Annotated in this window: 14 protein-coding genes; 7 read left to right on the top strand and 7 right to left on the bottom strand. The window is 65.3% G+C overall.

Annotated features, from left to right (window positions below; all coding sequences use genetic code 11):
• Positions 1–85 precede the first annotated feature (85 nt).
• From BXY53_RS12990 to BXY53_RS12980, 3 genes are all read right to left on the bottom strand, one after another.
• Entirely contained in the window at positions 86–856 is a 771-nt protein-coding gene (locus BXY53_RS12990) for an SDR family NAD(P)-dependent oxidoreductase (RefSeq protein WP_119062437.1), read from the bottom strand.
• A gap of 192 nt (positions 857–1,048) precedes the next feature.
• A complete protein-coding gene (gatB, locus tag BXY53_RS12985; protein ID WP_119062436.1) occupies positions 1,049–2,527 on the bottom strand; it encodes an Asp-tRNA(Asn)/Glu-tRNA(Gln) amidotransferase subunit GatB in 1,479 nt (492 codons plus the stop codon).
• A gap of 353 nt (positions 2,528–2,880) precedes the next feature.
• Entirely contained in the window at positions 2,881–3,906 is a 1,026-nt protein-coding gene (locus tag BXY53_RS12980; RefSeq protein WP_119062435.1) for a LacI family DNA-binding transcriptional regulator, read from the bottom strand.
• 144 nt (positions 3,907–4,050) lie between these two features.
• Between BXY53_RS12980 and BXY53_RS12975 the strand changes: the two genes are divergently transcribed.
• From BXY53_RS12975 to BXY53_RS12945, 7 genes are all read left to right on the top strand, one after another.
• Positions 4,051–4,242: a hypothetical protein gene (locus tag BXY53_RS12975; RefSeq protein WP_119062434.1), complete on the top strand. Its 192-nt coding sequence runs from the start codon at positions 4,051–4,053 to the stop codon at positions 4,240–4,242.
• 64 nt (positions 4,243–4,306) lie between these two features.
• Positions 4,307–5,479 (top strand): TRAP transporter substrate-binding protein, encoded by a 1,173-nt coding sequence (locus BXY53_RS12970; RefSeq protein WP_119062433.1) that lies wholly within the window; start codon positions 4,307–4,309, stop codon positions 5,477–5,479.
• Between the two features lie 96 nt (positions 5,480–5,575).
• Positions 5,576–6,082, top strand: coding sequence for a TRAP transporter small permease (locus BXY53_RS12965; RefSeq protein ID WP_119062432.1), 507 nt, complete (start codon positions 5,576–5,578; stop codon positions 6,080–6,082).
• A gap of 11 nt (positions 6,083–6,093) precedes the next feature.
• Positions 6,094–7,422, top strand: a complete 1,329-nt coding sequence (locus tag BXY53_RS12960) for a TRAP transporter large permease (protein ID WP_119062431.1) — start codon at positions 6,094–6,096, stop codon at positions 7,420–7,422.
• 6 nt (positions 7,423–7,428) lie between these two features.
• On the top strand, positions 7,429–8,742 hold the full coding sequence (hisD, locus tag BXY53_RS12955; protein ID WP_119062430.1) for a histidinol dehydrogenase: 1,314 nt from the start codon (positions 7,429–7,431) through the stop codon (positions 8,740–8,742).
• Entirely contained in the window at positions 8,739–9,494 is a 756-nt protein-coding gene (locus tag BXY53_RS12950; RefSeq protein WP_119062429.1) for an SDR family NAD(P)-dependent oxidoreductase, read from the top strand. The genes hisD and BXY53_RS12950 overlap by 4 nt, the downstream gene beginning before the upstream one ends.
• Positions 9,491–10,471, top strand: a complete 981-nt coding sequence (locus BXY53_RS12945) for a zinc-dependent alcohol dehydrogenase (protein ID WP_119062428.1) — start codon at positions 9,491–9,493, stop codon at positions 10,469–10,471. The genes BXY53_RS12950 and BXY53_RS12945 overlap by 4 nt, the downstream gene beginning before the upstream one ends.
• Positions 10,472–10,489: 18 nt before the next feature.
• Here the strand turns inward: BXY53_RS12945 and BXY53_RS12940 are convergent, their stop codons facing one another.
• The 4 genes from BXY53_RS12940 to BXY53_RS12925 all read right to left on the bottom strand — a co-directional run bounded on the left by BXY53_RS12940 (position 10,490) and on the right by BXY53_RS12925 (position 13,980).
• A complete protein-coding gene (locus BXY53_RS12940) occupies positions 10,490–11,515 on the bottom strand; it encodes a peptidoglycan -binding protein (RefSeq protein WP_119062427.1) in 1,026 nt (341 codons plus the stop codon).
• 34 nt (positions 11,516–11,549) lie between these two features.
• The gene (locus BXY53_RS12935; RefSeq protein ID WP_119062426.1) at positions 11,550–12,605 is read right to left on the bottom strand and encodes a flagellar motor protein MotA; all 1,056 of its coding nucleotides are present in this window, start codon (positions 12,603–12,605) and stop codon (positions 11,550–11,552) included.
• 112 nt (positions 12,606–12,717) lie between these two features.
• The gene (locus tag BXY53_RS12930) at positions 12,718–13,518 is read right to left on the bottom strand and encodes an inositol monophosphatase family protein (protein WP_119062425.1); all 801 of its coding nucleotides are present in this window, start codon (positions 13,516–13,518) and stop codon (positions 12,718–12,720) included.
• Between the two features lie 21 nt (positions 13,519–13,539).
• Positions 13,540–13,980 carry a VOC family protein gene (locus tag BXY53_RS12925; RefSeq protein WP_119062490.1) on the bottom strand — a complete coding sequence of 147 codons (441 nt, stop codon included), beginning with the start codon at positions 13,978–13,980 and terminating at the stop codon, positions 13,540–13,542.
• Between the last annotated feature and the right edge of the window lie 36 nt (positions 13,981–14,016).

The raw sequence follows: 14,016 nt of genomic DNA, 5'->3' as shown, positions 1-14,016 counted from the left end.
GGACCGCTTATCAAGCGCTCCTCAGTGTCGCAGTGTCTCAGGCTGATTTCGACTATGGGGCAGCGAAGGAATGCACTCCGCGGCGTTACTGCGCGATGTAGCCACCGTCTATGACAAGCTCTGCGCCCGTGACGAAGCCTGCGTCATCGGAGGCGAGATAGGCGATGCCGGCTGCGATGTCTTCGGGTTTGCCGACGTGGCCGATCGGGTGGCGCTTGTCGAGGGCGGCCCGGAACTCCTCGACGCTTTGCCCCGATCTTTTCGCCAAATCCTCCACCAGCGGCGTCCAGATGAAGCCCGGATGGACCGAATTCACGCGAATCTTCTCCTTCGCGTAGAGCACGGCGTCCGTCTTGGTCATCTCGCGCACCGCGCCCTTGGAGGCGTGATAGGGCGGAATGTCCGGCGCGCCGATGATGCCGTAGATCGAGGACAGGTTGATGATGCTGCCACCGCCGGCTTCGCGCATGAGCGGGATGGCATGCTTGGTGCAGTAGAAGACACCGCTGACGTTAACGGCCATGACCTTGTCCCACTCTTCGGCCGCGACGTCGTGGGTCGGCTTGTCCGCGCCGGCGATGCCGGCATTGTTGACCAGTACGTCGAAGCGCCCCCAGTGGTCCTTGACCTCCGAGAACACCCGGTCCACCTCATTCTCGTCGGTGACGTCGAGATGCCAGAACCGCGCCTCGCCACCGTTAGTCTCGATCTCCTGTGCGACCTTCTGTCCGTCCTGGTCGCGGAGGTCTGTGACGGCAACCTTCGCGCCTTCCTCGGCCAGACGCTGGCAGGTGGCCGCGCCGATCCCGAGTCCGCCGCCCGTCACGAGGCAGACCTTTCCTTCCAGGCCTCTCATCGCGCTACTCCCTTCATCGACTCCCCGACCAGGCCCAACGGCCTCTCCGGAGAAATGCCTGTGACGATGGGAACGCCGACCCCTGGGCGACGGTTCCGGGGTAACGGTTGTAGGAAGGGCGATACGGTGCGGCAGTCGGCCGAGCACGCAAGCCCGATGCCTTCGTGACGTTACGCGCCAAAGAGGCCGCGCCTACTCCGCGACCTCCAGCTTCTTGCGCAGGATTTCGTTCACCGTGGCCGGGTTGGCCTTGCCGCCGGTGGCCTTCATCACCTGGCCAACGAACCAGCCGATCGCCTTGGGCTTGGTCTTGACCTGCTCGACCTGTTGCGGGTTGGCGGCGATGATCTCGTCGACGATCTTCTCGATCTCGCTGGTATCCGTGACCTGCTTCAGGCCGCGCTCCTCGACGATCTTGCCGGGCGAGTCGCCGCTTTCTAGCATGATCTCGAAGACGTCCTTCGCGATGCGCCCCGAGATCGTTTCATCGGCGATCAGGTCGATGAGTTCGCCGAGCTGCTCGGCGCTCACCGGCGGATCGGTCACGTCGCGATCCAGCCGGTTCAGCGCGGCGAAGAAGTCGCCCATCACCCAGTTGGCGGCCAGCTTAGGGTCACGGCCCTTCGCAACCTTCTCAAAAAATTCGGCGGACGCCTGATCGGCCACCAGCACGCCGGCGTCATAGGCGGTGAGGCCGTACTCGTCCATCAGCCGGGTCTTCTTCTCGTCCGGGAGCTCGGGCAGAGACTTCTCGACCTCCTTCACATAGCCGCTGGTCAATTCCAGAGGCAGCAGATCCGGGTCCGGGAAATAGCGGTAGTCATGCGCCTCTTCCTTGGTGCGCATGGACCGCGTTTCGCCCCCGCGGGGGTCGAACAGCCGGGTCTCCTGCTGGATGACGCCGCCATCCTCCAGAATCTCGATCTGCCGGCGCGCCTCGTGCTCGATCGCCTGGCCGATGAAGCGGATGGAGTTGACGTTCTTGATCTCGCAACGGGTGCCGAACGGCTCGCCGGGGCGGCGCACCGACAGGTTGATGTCCGCGCGCAAGGACCCCTGTTCCATGTTGCCATCGCAGGTGCCGAGGTAGCGCAGGATGGTGCGCAGCTTGTTAATGTAGGCCTTGGCTTCGTTCGCCGAGCGCATGTCCGGCCGGGAGACGATCTCCATCAGCGCAATGCCGGAGCGGTTAAGGTCGACGTAGGAGTAATCCGGGTGCTGGTCGTGCAGGCTCTTGCCGGCATCCTGCTCCAGATGCACACGCTCGATGCCGACCTCGACGGTGTAGCCTTCCGGCATGTCGAGGATCACGCGGCCCTCGCCGACGATCGGGTGTTTGTACTGGGAAATCTGATAGCCCTGCGGCAGGTCCGGGTAGAAGTAGTTCTTCCGGTCGAACACCGAATAAAGATTGATATGCGCGCGCAGGCCCAGTCCGGTGCGGATTGCCTGGCGGATGCATTCCTCGTTGATGACCGGGAGCATGCCCGGCATCGCGGCGTCGACGAGGCTCACATGGTTGTTGGGCGTGCCGCCAAAGTCCGTCGATGCGCCGGAGAACAGCTTGGCCTGCGACACCACCTGGGCATGGACCTCCATGCCGATGACCATTTCCCAAGGCCCGGTCGATCCCTCGATCAGGTTATCCGGCTTCGCTTCGTTCATTGCCATTGGCTTTCATCTCTTGGCTGCGCTTGAAACGGAAAAGCGCGCGCGGATGGCCGGCTGCGCGCCGTCATGGCGAACCCAACGCCGTTCCCGGATCCGAGTAAATACGCCATCTGGCATACTGCGGCGCTATCGAACTGTTTTCGTTATGGAAATCGCCCTGTCCAGACGCGCCAACAAGCAGATGGTCGGTTACGCAGCTGGCGAACTCACTCGGCACGGATGCGAACTTTACGTGACTTGCATTGGCCGCCGCAAGCCCTGTCGCGAACAGCGTGTTCAAGACTGACAGCAAAGGCGAGCCGTAGGCGACACCGGCCATGAAACCATGCGTCTCTTGCAGGCTGAAGCGCGCCTCAGGCGGATTGCGGCTGCGGGAGCCGTCCCAGTGACGCGCGGTCCACGATCTCGGTTTCCAGCTCCACGCTGTGCCCTGGCCCTTGATCGCTGATCATCTCCAGCAGCACGCGCGCGCCTTCATGGCCCATGCGCCGATGCGGCACGTGAACCGTCGTGAGCGGAGGCTGGGCTACCCGCGCCAGTTCGACATCATCGAATCCGACGATGGAAACATCCGCCGGCACGACGAAGCCCGCTCTGCGGGCGCCTTCAATCGCCCCTGCCGCGAGCACGTCGTTCCCGCACAGGATCGCCGTCGGCCGCTGTGGCAGCATCAGCAGATGCGCTGCCGCTTCAGCGCCCTGATCCAACCCATAAGGCGTCTCGGCCAAATGCGCGCCGTCCAGCGCCAGACCGTGCAGGTGGAGTGCATCGCGGACGCCTTCCAGCCGCAGCTGCGCGCGATCGTTGCTTTCCGTCAGGCCGGAAATCATGGCGATCCGTCGATGTCCCGCGCTGATCACATGCTCAGCCATGGCGCGCGCTGCGGCGCGGTTGTCGAAGCCGACGCAGATGTAGGGGCTGTCCGCGCGCCAGGTCCACAGGATGACAAAGGGTGTGCCGTGGCTGTTGAGCAGATCGTAGCTTTCGCGCGGGCGCGCTTCCCCGATCAGGACGATACCGTCGACGCTGCGGGACAGGAGCGTGCGAATCTGTTCGGCCTCCCGGGCTACATCGTAACCGGAGGTCGCGATCAGGAGGTTGATCTCGGCCTCGGCGAGCGTCTCCTGCAGCGCCTGCAGCCCGCGGGCGAAAATCGCGTTGGCCATCGTCGGGATGACGACGCCGACCGTGTTGGTGCGGTTCAGCGCCAGCGCCCGTCCGCCGAAATGAGGCAGGTAGCCAAGCCGCGCGATGGCCGCTTCCACGCGAGCGCGGGTTTCGACGCGCACCTGTCCCGGCGTGTTCAGCACGCGGGAGACGGTGGCAGTGGAGACGCGGGCCGCGCGGGCCACGTCCTGCAGCGTGGGGCGGTCGCCCATCTTGGCTTGTCCTTTGCCTAACGATCTTGCAAACGTCGTGCCAGTTTAACCCGAGATTGACCAATGTTAAGAAACTTGCAATCCTGCTGAAAGCGTTTACACTTCTCGGCGTTTCAACAGAACCAGCACGATGGGTCGCATTCGATGATCAAGTCGGACACGGTCGCTCTCACCGGAGCGCTGCTGCTGTTCCTTCTGTTTTTCGCCAATGTCGCGACCGGAGCGGCTGGCAAGCCAGTGTTTCTCGGCGATGTCTCCGAGATGCTGGTGCTCTTCGCCAGCTGCACGCTCTTCGTGATCGGGGTGCTCATCCGCGAGGCAAGGAGCGCGCGCTGACTCCGTTGAAACCAAATAATTGGGCTTCGCCAGCGTTGCCAAGCCTGTAAAGGGAGGAAATGACATGACAGACTATGAGTTCGAGCACGAAAATGAAGAGGCGCGCGAACTCGCCAACGAAGAGCGACGCAACTTCCTGAAGCTCGCGGGGGCGGGCAGCGTCACCGCGGCCGCCGTGGCAGCCGGTGCCGGCACCCTGTGGTCCAGCGAAGCTGCGGCTCAAACCGCTCAGGAAGAAGCCGAGCGCGAGGCGGCAGCCGAGCATACCATGACGATCGCCACGGCTTACGCGATTGGCTCGACGCGCAGCTATCCGGTGATGCAGCTCGACCTGAAGGAAAACATCCAGAACACGACGAATGGCCGCATTTACGTGAAGCTTGCGCCCGGCGGCCAGCTCGGGGTCGGCAGCGCGATCGTGCAGAAGGTGCAGGCCGGCACGGTGCAGGCCGGTCAGCACTCGCTGTCAAATTTCGCGCCCTATGCGCCGGCTGTGGACCTCATCAACCTGCCGTATCTCTGCGGCGCGAACCAGCGCTTCGTGAATCTGGTCACCTCGGATATCTGGAAGGCCGAGGTGGACCGCCGCGTGGAAGAGCGGGGCTTCAAGCCGCTGCTTTATTTCTGCATCGACCCGCGTGTCGTTGCGGTGCGCAAGGGCGCGGGCGATCCGATCATCACGCCGGACGACATGCCGGGCGTGAAGTTCCGCGTGCCAGGCTCCAAGATGCTGCAGCAGTATTATCGGATGGTCGGCGCCAACCCGACGCCGGTTGCCTGGGGCGAGACGCCTTCCGCGATCAAGCAGGGCGTCGCCGATGCGCTCGACCCGGCGGTGGGCGCGCTGTTCGCCTTCGGCTTCCGCGACATCCTCAGCCACGTGACCTTTACGCAGGCGGTGCCGGACAGTCAGGTCTATTCGTGCAATCTCGAATGGTACAGTTCGCTTGCGCCGGAGCTGCAGGATGCCATCGACTGGGCCTCGGAGATGACGTTCCACCAGAACCTCGCAAAGGTGCCCTCGGCCCGCGCCTACGCCATGGCCGAGATGCGCAAGTCTGGCGTGCAGTTCCATTCGCTGAACGAAGACCAGCTCAACCAGTGGAAAGAAGCTGGCGGCTACCAGCGCAGCGAGTGGGACGACTTCAAGGTCGAGCTGGCGGGCTCCATGGACACCTTCAACAAGCTCTTGGAGGCGGCCGGCACGCGCGGCAAGTACTACGTGCACGACGCTTAAGCTCCTCCCAAGCCAGGCGCCGTAACAGCTCTCCGCGGCGCCTGGTCCCTTTCTGGTTGATATAACCGTTCTCCCGCCACGGCGGAGTGCTGTGCCATGCTGAAGGCCCTGGACCGCAATCTCGAACGCTGGGCGCTGCTTGTGTTCTACACGATGCTGGTGGCGACCATGGCGATCGAGGTGCTGCGGCGCGAAGTCTTCGCCTACTCCTCGATCTGGGGCGAAGAGATTGTGCGCTACAGCTTCATCTATCTTGCCTGGATCGGCGCCTCCGCCGCGGTGCGCGAGCGCGCGCATATCCGCATCGACGTGATCTTCCACTACATCGGGGCGCGCGCGAAGGCGCTGCTCTACATTTTCGGCGATCTGGTGATGCTCGGCCTGGCGCTGTTGGCCGTCTATTGGTCGATGGAGACGATCGCGGTGTCCTGGAAATTCGGCTCGGTCAGCCACGGCCTGCGTGTGTCGATGGTCTGGTTCCTGTTGGCCGTCCCCATCGGTTTTTCGCTTATGACGTTTCGCCTGGTGCAGTCGCTCATTCGCGATATCGCCGATTTTCGCGCTGGCCGGCCGCCCTATGAGGGCGAGCGCCTGTTCGACTGAGGAACCCGGCGATGTGGCAACAATTCCAGCAGCAGGGCGCGCAGATCGGCTGGGACTTCTATGGACCGGTCATCCTGTTCCTGGCGCTCATCGTGCTCGGCGTGCCGGTCTGGGCGTCCATCGGTATGGCGGCGGTGGCGATGCTGCTCGCTTCCGGGGTGCTGCCGCTGTCCTTGCTGGGCGAGAGCCTGTTCGACGGCATCGACGCCTTCGCGCTGACGGCGATCCCGCTATTCATCCTCACCGGCGACGTGCTCGTGCGCACGGGTCTTTCGCGGCGCTTCCTTGACGTGGCCGATGCGCTGACTTGCTGGGCGCGCGGCGGCTTCGGCGCTGCCACGGTGCTGGTCTGCGGCATGTTCTCGGCGATTTCCGGCTCGGACGCCGCGGGCGCGGCGGCGGTCGGGCGCATGACGATCGACCGGCTGGTGGAGTCCGGCTATCCGCGCCCCTATGCTTGCGCGCTCGTCGCGGCGGGTGCCTGCACCGGCATCCTCATCCCGCCGTCGATCGCCTACATCGTTATCGGCCTCGTGCTCGGGATCTCGGCGGCAACGCTGTTTCAGGCCGCACTGATTCCCGGCCTGCTGATCCTTGTCTCACTGCTCGTCACCCATAGCATCGTCAACTACCGCTGTGCCTATGAGGGCCGCAACGCCATCACCGTGCGCGAATGGCTTAGCAATGTCTGGGGTGCAATCCGGCGCGGTTGGTACGCCTTCATTGTGCCGGGCATCATCTTCTGGGGCATCTTCTCCGGCCGCCTGACCCCGACCGAGGCCGGCGCGACGGCGGTGGTCGTTACCATCATCATCGGTTTCATCATCGGCACGCTGCGCCTGTCGGACTTTCCGAGCATGATGGCCAGTTCCGCCAAGGTGAACGGCGTCATCCTGCCGATCATCGCGCTGTCGCTGCCGCTCGCGCAGACGCTCGCCGCCCTGCAGGTGCCGCAGAGCTTCGTCTTCGCGGTCACGGCTCTGACCGAGAACCCGTATATCCTGATCCTGCTGATGATCGGCGTGCTGATCGCCGCCGGCTGCGTGATGGAGACGACTCCGAACATCGTCATCCTCGCGCCGATTCTCAAACCGCTCGCCGACGAGATCGGCATGAACGAGTTCCACTTCTGTGTAATGATGATTACCGCGCTGGGCGTCGGGTTCATCACGCCCCCGCTCGGGCTCAATCTGTTCGTGGTCTCAGGTCTGACCGGCGAGCCGATATTGCGGATCGCAGCGCGGGCGGTGCCGTTCGTATTCTTCATGCTTCTCGTGGTGCTGCTGATCGCCTATGTGCCGTCGCTCTCCACGTTTCTGCTCCCCGAAATCTACAGGTGAGGCGTCATGACGGTGGAATATCTCAAGAAGGCTTCGAAAACCTCGGTCAGCGACGCCAGTGATGTGCGCGAGACCGTTCTGAACATCCTGGGCGAGATCGAAGCGGGCGGCGAGGCCGCGGCGCGCGCCTATGCCGACAAGTTCGACAAGTACGACGGCAATATCGTCCTCACGCGCGACGAGATCGACGCTGCGGCAGCGACCGTGCCCGAGAAGCTCAAGGACGACATCCGCTTCGCACATGAAAACATCAGGCGCTTTGCCGAAGCGCAGAAGGAGAGCATCGGTGATGTCGAGGTCGAGATCCGGCCGGGCCTGATCGCCGGGCAAAAGGCGATTCCGTGCAACGCGGCGGGATGCTACGTGCCGGGCGGGCGCTATGCGCACATCGCCTCGGCGCTAATGACGCTGACGACCGCGCGGGTCGCAGGCTGTCCGAACGTGGTCGCCTGCTCGCCGCCGCGTCCGGGGCAGGGCATTCATCCGGCGATCGTCTACACGGCAGACCTGTGCGGCGCGGACACCATCCTCGCGCTCGGCGGCGTGCAGGGCGTTGCGGCGATGGCCTTCGGCCTGTTCGGCCTGCCCAAGGCGGACATCCTTGTCGGGCCGGGGAACCAGTTCGTCGCGGAGGCCAAACGCATCCTGTTCGGCCGTGTCGGCATCGACATGATCGCCGGTCCGACCGACAGCCTCGTCATCGCGGATGACAGCGCGGATGCCGAGATCGTTGCGGCAGACCTCGTGGGGCAGGCCGAGCACGGCTACAACTCGCCGGTCTGGCTGGTGACGGACAACCGCCCGCTGGCGGAGACGGTCATGGCGCGCGTGCCGGAGCTGATCGCCGCGCTGCCCGAGCCGAACAAGAGCAGTGCCGAGGCCGCCTGGCGCGATTATGCCGAGGTGATCCTCTGCGGCGATCGCGAAGAGATGGCGCAGGTCGCGGATGATACCGCGCCGGAGCATCTGACCGTGCTGGCGCGCGATCTCGACTGGTGGCTTGACCGGCTGCGGTGCTACGGGTCGCTGTTCCTCGGCGAGGAAACGACCGTGGCCTTCGGTGACAAGGCGTCCGGGCCGAACCACGTTCTGCCGACCTCCGGCGCGGCGCGCTATACTGGCGGGCTGTCGGTGCACAAATACATGAAGCTGGTGACCTGGCAGCGCGCCACGCGTGACGGCGCTCGGCCGATCGCCGAGGCGACCGCGCGCATCTCCCGGCTGGAGGGCATGGAGGGCCATGCCCGAACCGCCGATATCCGGCTGGCCAAGTGGTACCCCGGGACGAATTTCGATCTGAGCGCCGAGGACGCCTCATGAGTCTGACGCCGGACTTCTCCGTCGCAGGGCGTGTCGCCTGCGTCACCGGGGCTAGCTCAGGTCTGGGCGCGACCATTGCGCAGGCGCTGGCCGAGGGCGGCGCGCAGGTCGTCGGCGTCGCGCGTCGCGCAGGCGAGATCGCCGCCTGGGCCGCGACGGGCGGAGAGGTGACGCCGATCAGCGCCGATCTGGCCGATCTGGATGCGATCCCCGACGTCGCGCGGCGCGTGGCAGAGCCTTACGGCCCGCCGGAAATCCTCGTGAATGGCGCCGGCATCAATACGCGCGAGCCGGCGGACGAGGTCACGCGCGACGGTTGGCAGAAGACGATGGACCTGAACCTGTCCAGCCCGTTCTTCCTCGCGCAGGCGCTGGTCCCGGCCATGAAGCAGAAAGGCTGGGGCCGCATTATCAACTTCGCCTCGCTACAGACCGTGCGCGCCTTTCCCGGTGGCATCGCTTACGGCGCGTCGAAGGCCGGCGTCGGCCAGCTCACCCGCGCGATGGCCGAGGCGTGGTCGGGCCACGGGATCACGGTGAACGCGCTTGCGCCCGGCTTTTTCCCGACCGCGCTTACCGGCCCCGTGTTCAGCGACCCCGAACGGGCGGCCCAAGCCGCAGAGCGCACCTGTATCGGCCGCAATGGCCTGCCCGCCGATCTTGTGGGACCGGCGCTGTTCCTGTGCTCGCCGGCAAGCGACTACGTCACCGGACAAATCCTGTTCGTCGACGGGGGCTACACTGCGAAATGAAGGCGCTTGTCTACACCGGCCCGGAGACGCTGGCGTATCGGGAGGTGCCCGACCCCGAGCCGGGCGGCGATGCGCTGATCGAGATCGCACATGTCGGCATCTGCGGCTCGGACCTGCATGCTTATGCCGGGCATGACGAGCGCCGGCCCGCGCCGCTCATCCTCGGGCACGAAGCGGCGGGCCGGGTGATCGCGGGGCCGGGCGCGGGCACGCGGGTGACGATCAATCCCCTGGTTACCTGCGGCGCGTGCGAAGCCTGCCGCGCGGGACGAGACAACCTTTGTCCGGACCGCCAGATCATCTCCATGCCGCCGCGCGAGGGCGCGTTCGCCGAGCGGGTGGTCATGCCAGGACGCAACCTTGTCCCCATTCCCGACCACGTGCCGACCGAAAAGGCCGCGTTGACCGAGCCGCTGGCCTGCGGCTGGCACGCGGTGCGTCTTGCCGAAGCGGCGCTTGACCGGCCCGTGGCCGCGGCTCGGTGTCAGGTGATCGGAGCCGGCGCGATCGGGCTTGGCGCGGCGCTGGTGCTGGCCGCTTGGGGGGCGCGCGAGATCACGGTCGTCGAGGCGAACCCGGCGCGGCGCGAGGTGGGGGCTGCGGCGGGGGATTTCCGCGTCGTCGCACCAGAAGGGGCAGAAGGGGATGTCGATCTCGTCATCGACGGCGTCGGGATCGAGGCCACTCGCAAGGCAGCCAGCGCTGCCGTGCGGCCCGGCGGCGTCATCATGCATATCGGCCTCGGTTCCGGCGCTGGCGGCCTCGACATCCGCCGGATGACGCTGCAGGAGATCACCTTCATCGGGACCTACACCTACGCCGCGGACGACTTTCGCGACACGGCGGCGGCCATCTTCGACGGGCGGCTCGGCGCGCTCGACTGGCCGGTTATGCGCCCGCTGAGCGAGGGCGCGCAGGCCTTTGCCGACCTCAAGGCGGGGCGCGTGGCCGCGCCGAAGGTTATCCTCGTGCCGTAGACCGGCCAGGACCGCCAGCTATTTCCGCGTCAGCTTCAACTCGATCCGGCGGTTCCGGCGCAGCGCCTCCTCGCTTTCGCCTTCCGCCAATGGCTGAAACTCCCCGAAGCCCGCAGCCACCAGCCGGTCGGCCGGCACGCCCTTGTCGATCAGGAATTTCACCACGTTGACCGCGCGCTGGGCGGAAAGCTCCCAGTTCGACGGGAACTCCGGCGTCGTGATCGGGCGCTTGTCGGTGTGGCCATCGACGCGCAGAACCCAGTTGATCTCATCCGGGATCTCGCCTTCGAGCTGGTTCAGGATCGCCGCCAGCTTGATGAGTTCCTGCTCGCCGGCGGGGTTAATCTCCGCAGAGCCGGTGTCGAAGAATACGCCGGCCTGGAACACGAAGCGGTCGCCGACGATCTCGATGTCCTCGCGGTCACCGAGCACCTCGCGCAGACGCCCGAAAAAGTCGGAACGATAGCGCGACAGTTCCTGCACCCGTCGCGCCAGCGCGGCGTTCAGCCGGCGACCGAGATTGGCGATTTTTGCCTTGGCCTCCTCCTCGCGCTCTTCGGCGGCTTCCAGCGCGGATGACAACTCGGCAATCTGTCGGCGCAGCGCGGCAAGCTGCTGGTTCAGAAGCTCGACCTTCGCCAGGGCGCGCGCGGACACCTCCTGCTCGGCTTCCAACTCTTCGCGCAGGGCGGCCATCCGCTCTTCCGCGCTTTCCCCACGCGCGCCGGCCTGGCTAAGCCGCGTGCGCAACTGGTCGCGCTCCTCGCGCGCCTGGTTGAGTGAGGCGCTAAGGGCGGCCAGCTCCTCCTCCAGTGAGCGTTTCTCCGAGCGCTCAAGCGCCAGCATCTCCGTCAGTTCGGCGATCTGAGCGTTGAGGCGCTGCAGCGCTGTGTCCTTGCTGCTGGCTTCCTGCGAGACGAAATACTGCGCCAGCATGAACAGCGATAGCAGGAACGTCATGACCAGCAGCAGCGTGGCCATGGCGTCCACGAAGCCTGGCCAGTAATCGCCGCCGATGCGCCGGCCTGTGCGCCCGCGTGGCATGATGCGGTCTCCTCAAGGTCGTTAGGCCGGGTGCTTAACGCTCCCGACGCGGGGCGCGCGCAGCGATGTCGCGCAGGGCGCCCGCAAGCTGGTTCTGTTCGCGCAGCACCGCGGCCAGTTCGGACTGCTGCTGCGCCTGTTCATCGACCCATTCGCGCACGATCTTCTGCTCCGCGCGCATCTGCTTGACCATCCGGTCGATACCGTCCGACAGTTCCCGGATCGCCTCCGTGGTCTCCGAATTGCCGCCCCCGCCGACGCCGCTGTTTTCGATTTTCTCGCCGAGATCCGTGATACTGCGCTGCATGTCGAGCATGGCGAAGCGCAACTGCGCCGGCGTGCCCTGCATTGCGCCCGCAGGACTGCCTTCCGGCGCCATCTCCGTGATCCCCGACAGCCACTCCTCCAGTTCGTTGTAAAAGCGGTTTTGCGCCTGCGAGGCCTGAAGATCGAGAAAGCCGAGGATCAGCGAGCCGGCCAGACCGAACAGCGAGGAGGAAAACGCCGTGCCCATGCCGCTAAGCGGTGCCTGCAAGCCGGATTTCAGTTCCTCAAAGATCAGCGCGGTTTCCGTCGTCGTCGTATTCAGCGACGAGATCGTCGTGCCGACCGACTGGATCGTCTGCAGCAGTCCCCAAAACGTCCCGAGCAGGCCGAGAAAGATCAGAAGGCCCACGAGATAGCGCGTCGTTTCCCGCGACTCGTCCAGGCGCGAGCCGATCGAATCGAGGATGGAGCGCATCACCACCGGCGAAACCTGCGCCTGTCCCTGTCGGCGGCTGAACATTGTCGCCATCGGTGCGAGCATGACCGGTGGCCGCTCGGTCGCCAGACCCGGGTCGGAGATGCGGAAACTGTTGACCCAACGGATTTCCGGGTACAGCCGCAGCACCTGCTGAAGCGCATATATGATGCCGAGCAGAAGAACGCCGAGGATCAGGCCATTCAGCGCCGGGTTTGCCATAAAGGCGTTGACGATGTCCTCGTACAGCAAGGCGGCGACGAAGCCTGACAGGACGATGAACAGGAACATGCGCCAGACAAATACCTGCGGACGCGAGAGAGTGGTCTCAAACCCCGTTTTCGCCATGATCCGTGCTCTGCCTATTCATTCCACGAAGCCTGCGCGATCCGCATGACAGCCTCCGGGCCTTCTTAACGGATTTCACCGCACAGCAAAATGTTAACTTGACGGCCGCGCCCTACGGACGAGTCGGCCGGCGGCTGACGAGCTTGACCAGATCGCGCTGGATGGCCTCGTTGCCGGCGACAATGCTGCCCGTCGTCAGCATCTCCTGTCCGCCGTCCGCGTCCGAGACAAAACCGCCAGCCTCACGCACCAGTACGATGCCGGCGGCCATGTCCCAGGCGGAGATGCCGCGCTCCCAGTAGCCGTCGAAGCGCCCGGATGCGATCCAGGCGAGGTCGGTGGCCGCCGAGCCAGTGCGGCGGATACCGGCGACTTGAGGCATCACCGCCTCGAGTTCGGCAAGGTAGCGCTCGTGTCCCTGCTTGCCATGATGGGGGATTCCCGTCGTGATTACGCTCTCGCGCAGGCGCGCGCGCGCAGCCACCCGGATGCGCCGGTCATTCAGGAACGCGCCCTTGCCTCGTTCGGCGGTGTAGGTGTCGCCCGTGACCGGATTATAGATCAGCCCGGCGACGAGCTGACCCTCCCGCTCCAGTGCGATCGAGATGGCAAACAGCGGTATTCCGTGCATGAAGTTCGTGGTCCCGTCGAGCGGATCGACGATCCAGGTGTGCGTCCTGTCCGGCCCTTCGACGCGGCCGCGTTCTTCCATCAGGAAGCAGTAGCCTTCGCGTGCGCGGGACAACTCCTCGAACAGGATTTTCTCCGCGCGCATATCGGCGGCCGTGACGAAATTCGCCGGACCCTTCTTCGAGACCTGCAGGTTTTCGACCTCGCCAAAGTCGCGCGCGAGTCCGCGCCCGGCCTTGCGGGCGGCGCTGATCATCACGTTCATCAAGGCAGATGCCGGCATGGCTCAACCGTCACTTGTCGTCTAGGACTGCGCCTGGTCGGCGATGACGTTGCCGTCGGCGTCGAACCAGAACGGGTTGTGGGCGATTTCCCAGACATGCCCGTCCGGGTCGGCGAAATAGCCGCTGTAACCGCCCCAGAAGGTCGGGGCCGCAGGCTTGAGGATGCTCGCACCCGCGGCTTCGGCGGCCGCCATCGCGGTGTCGACTTCGCCGGGGCTCGCAAGGCACTGCGCCAGCGTGATCCCGCGAAAGCCGTCACCCTTGTTCGGTAACGTGGCGTCCCCAGCCAGCAGCGTCCAGTCGTAGAGCGCGAGAAGCAGCCCTGCGCCGACCCTGAAGATCTTTGGCGCCTGCGTGCCGCCGCCGTGCTCGATGCGCTGCCAGCCGAGCGCCTCGTAAAACGTAACCGCCCGGTCAGGATCGGCCACGCCCAGCGTAATTACGCTCAGGCGCTGCTTCACGATACCCACCCGAATGCCAGCGCGGCGGCGCGCCGC

The organism is Dichotomicrobium thermohalophilum, assembly GCF_003550175.1.
Taxonomy (GTDB): domain Bacteria; phylum Pseudomonadota; class Alphaproteobacteria; order Rhizobiales; family Rhodomicrobiaceae; genus Dichotomicrobium; species Dichotomicrobium thermohalophilum.
This window is presented reverse-complemented; position numbering and strand designations above follow the sequence as displayed.

Coding starts and splice junctions, on each gene's coding strand:
- BXY53_RS12940 (WP_119062427.1), bottom strand. CDS start 11,515: ATGCCACGCGGGCGCACAGGCCGGCGCATCGGCGGCGATTACTGGCCA.
- BXY53_RS12980 (WP_119062435.1), bottom strand. CDS start 3,906: ATGGGCGACCGCCCCACGCTGCAGGACGTGGCCCGCGCGGCCCGCGTC.
- hisD (WP_119062430.1), top strand. CDS start 7,429: ATGACGGTGGAATATCTCAAGAAGGCTTCGAAAACCTCGGTCAGCGAC.
- BXY53_RS12975 (WP_119062434.1), top strand. CDS start 4,051: ATGATCAAGTCGGACACGGTCGCTCTCACCGGAGCGCTGCTGCTGTTC.
- BXY53_RS12935 (WP_119062426.1), bottom strand. CDS start 12,605: ATGGCGAAAACGGGGTTTGAGACCACTCTCTCGCGTCCGCAGGTATTT.
- gatB (WP_119062436.1), bottom strand. CDS start 2,527: ATGGCAATGAACGAAGCGAAGCCGGATAACCTGATCGAGGGATCGACC.
- BXY53_RS12970 (WP_119062433.1), top strand. CDS start 4,307: ATGACAGACTATGAGTTCGAGCACGAAAATGAAGAGGCGCGCGAACTC.
- BXY53_RS12990 (WP_119062437.1), bottom strand. CDS start 856: ATGAGAGGCCTGGAAGGAAAGGTCTGCCTCGTGACGGGCGGCGGACTC.
- BXY53_RS12950 (WP_119062429.1), top strand. CDS start 8,739: ATGAGTCTGACGCCGGACTTCTCCGTCGCAGGGCGTGTCGCCTGCGTC.
- BXY53_RS12930 (WP_119062425.1), bottom strand. CDS start 13,518: ATGCCGGCATCTGCCTTGATGAACGTGATGATCAGCGCCGCCCGCAAG.
- BXY53_RS12945 (WP_119062428.1), top strand. CDS start 9,491: ATGAAGGCGCTTGTCTACACCGGCCCGGAGACGCTGGCGTATCGGGAG.
- BXY53_RS12960 (WP_119062431.1), top strand. CDS start 6,094: ATGTGGCAACAATTCCAGCAGCAGGGCGCGCAGATCGGCTGGGACTTC.
- BXY53_RS12965 (WP_119062432.1), top strand. CDS start 5,576: ATGCTGAAGGCCCTGGACCGCAATCTCGAACGCTGGGCGCTGCTTGTG.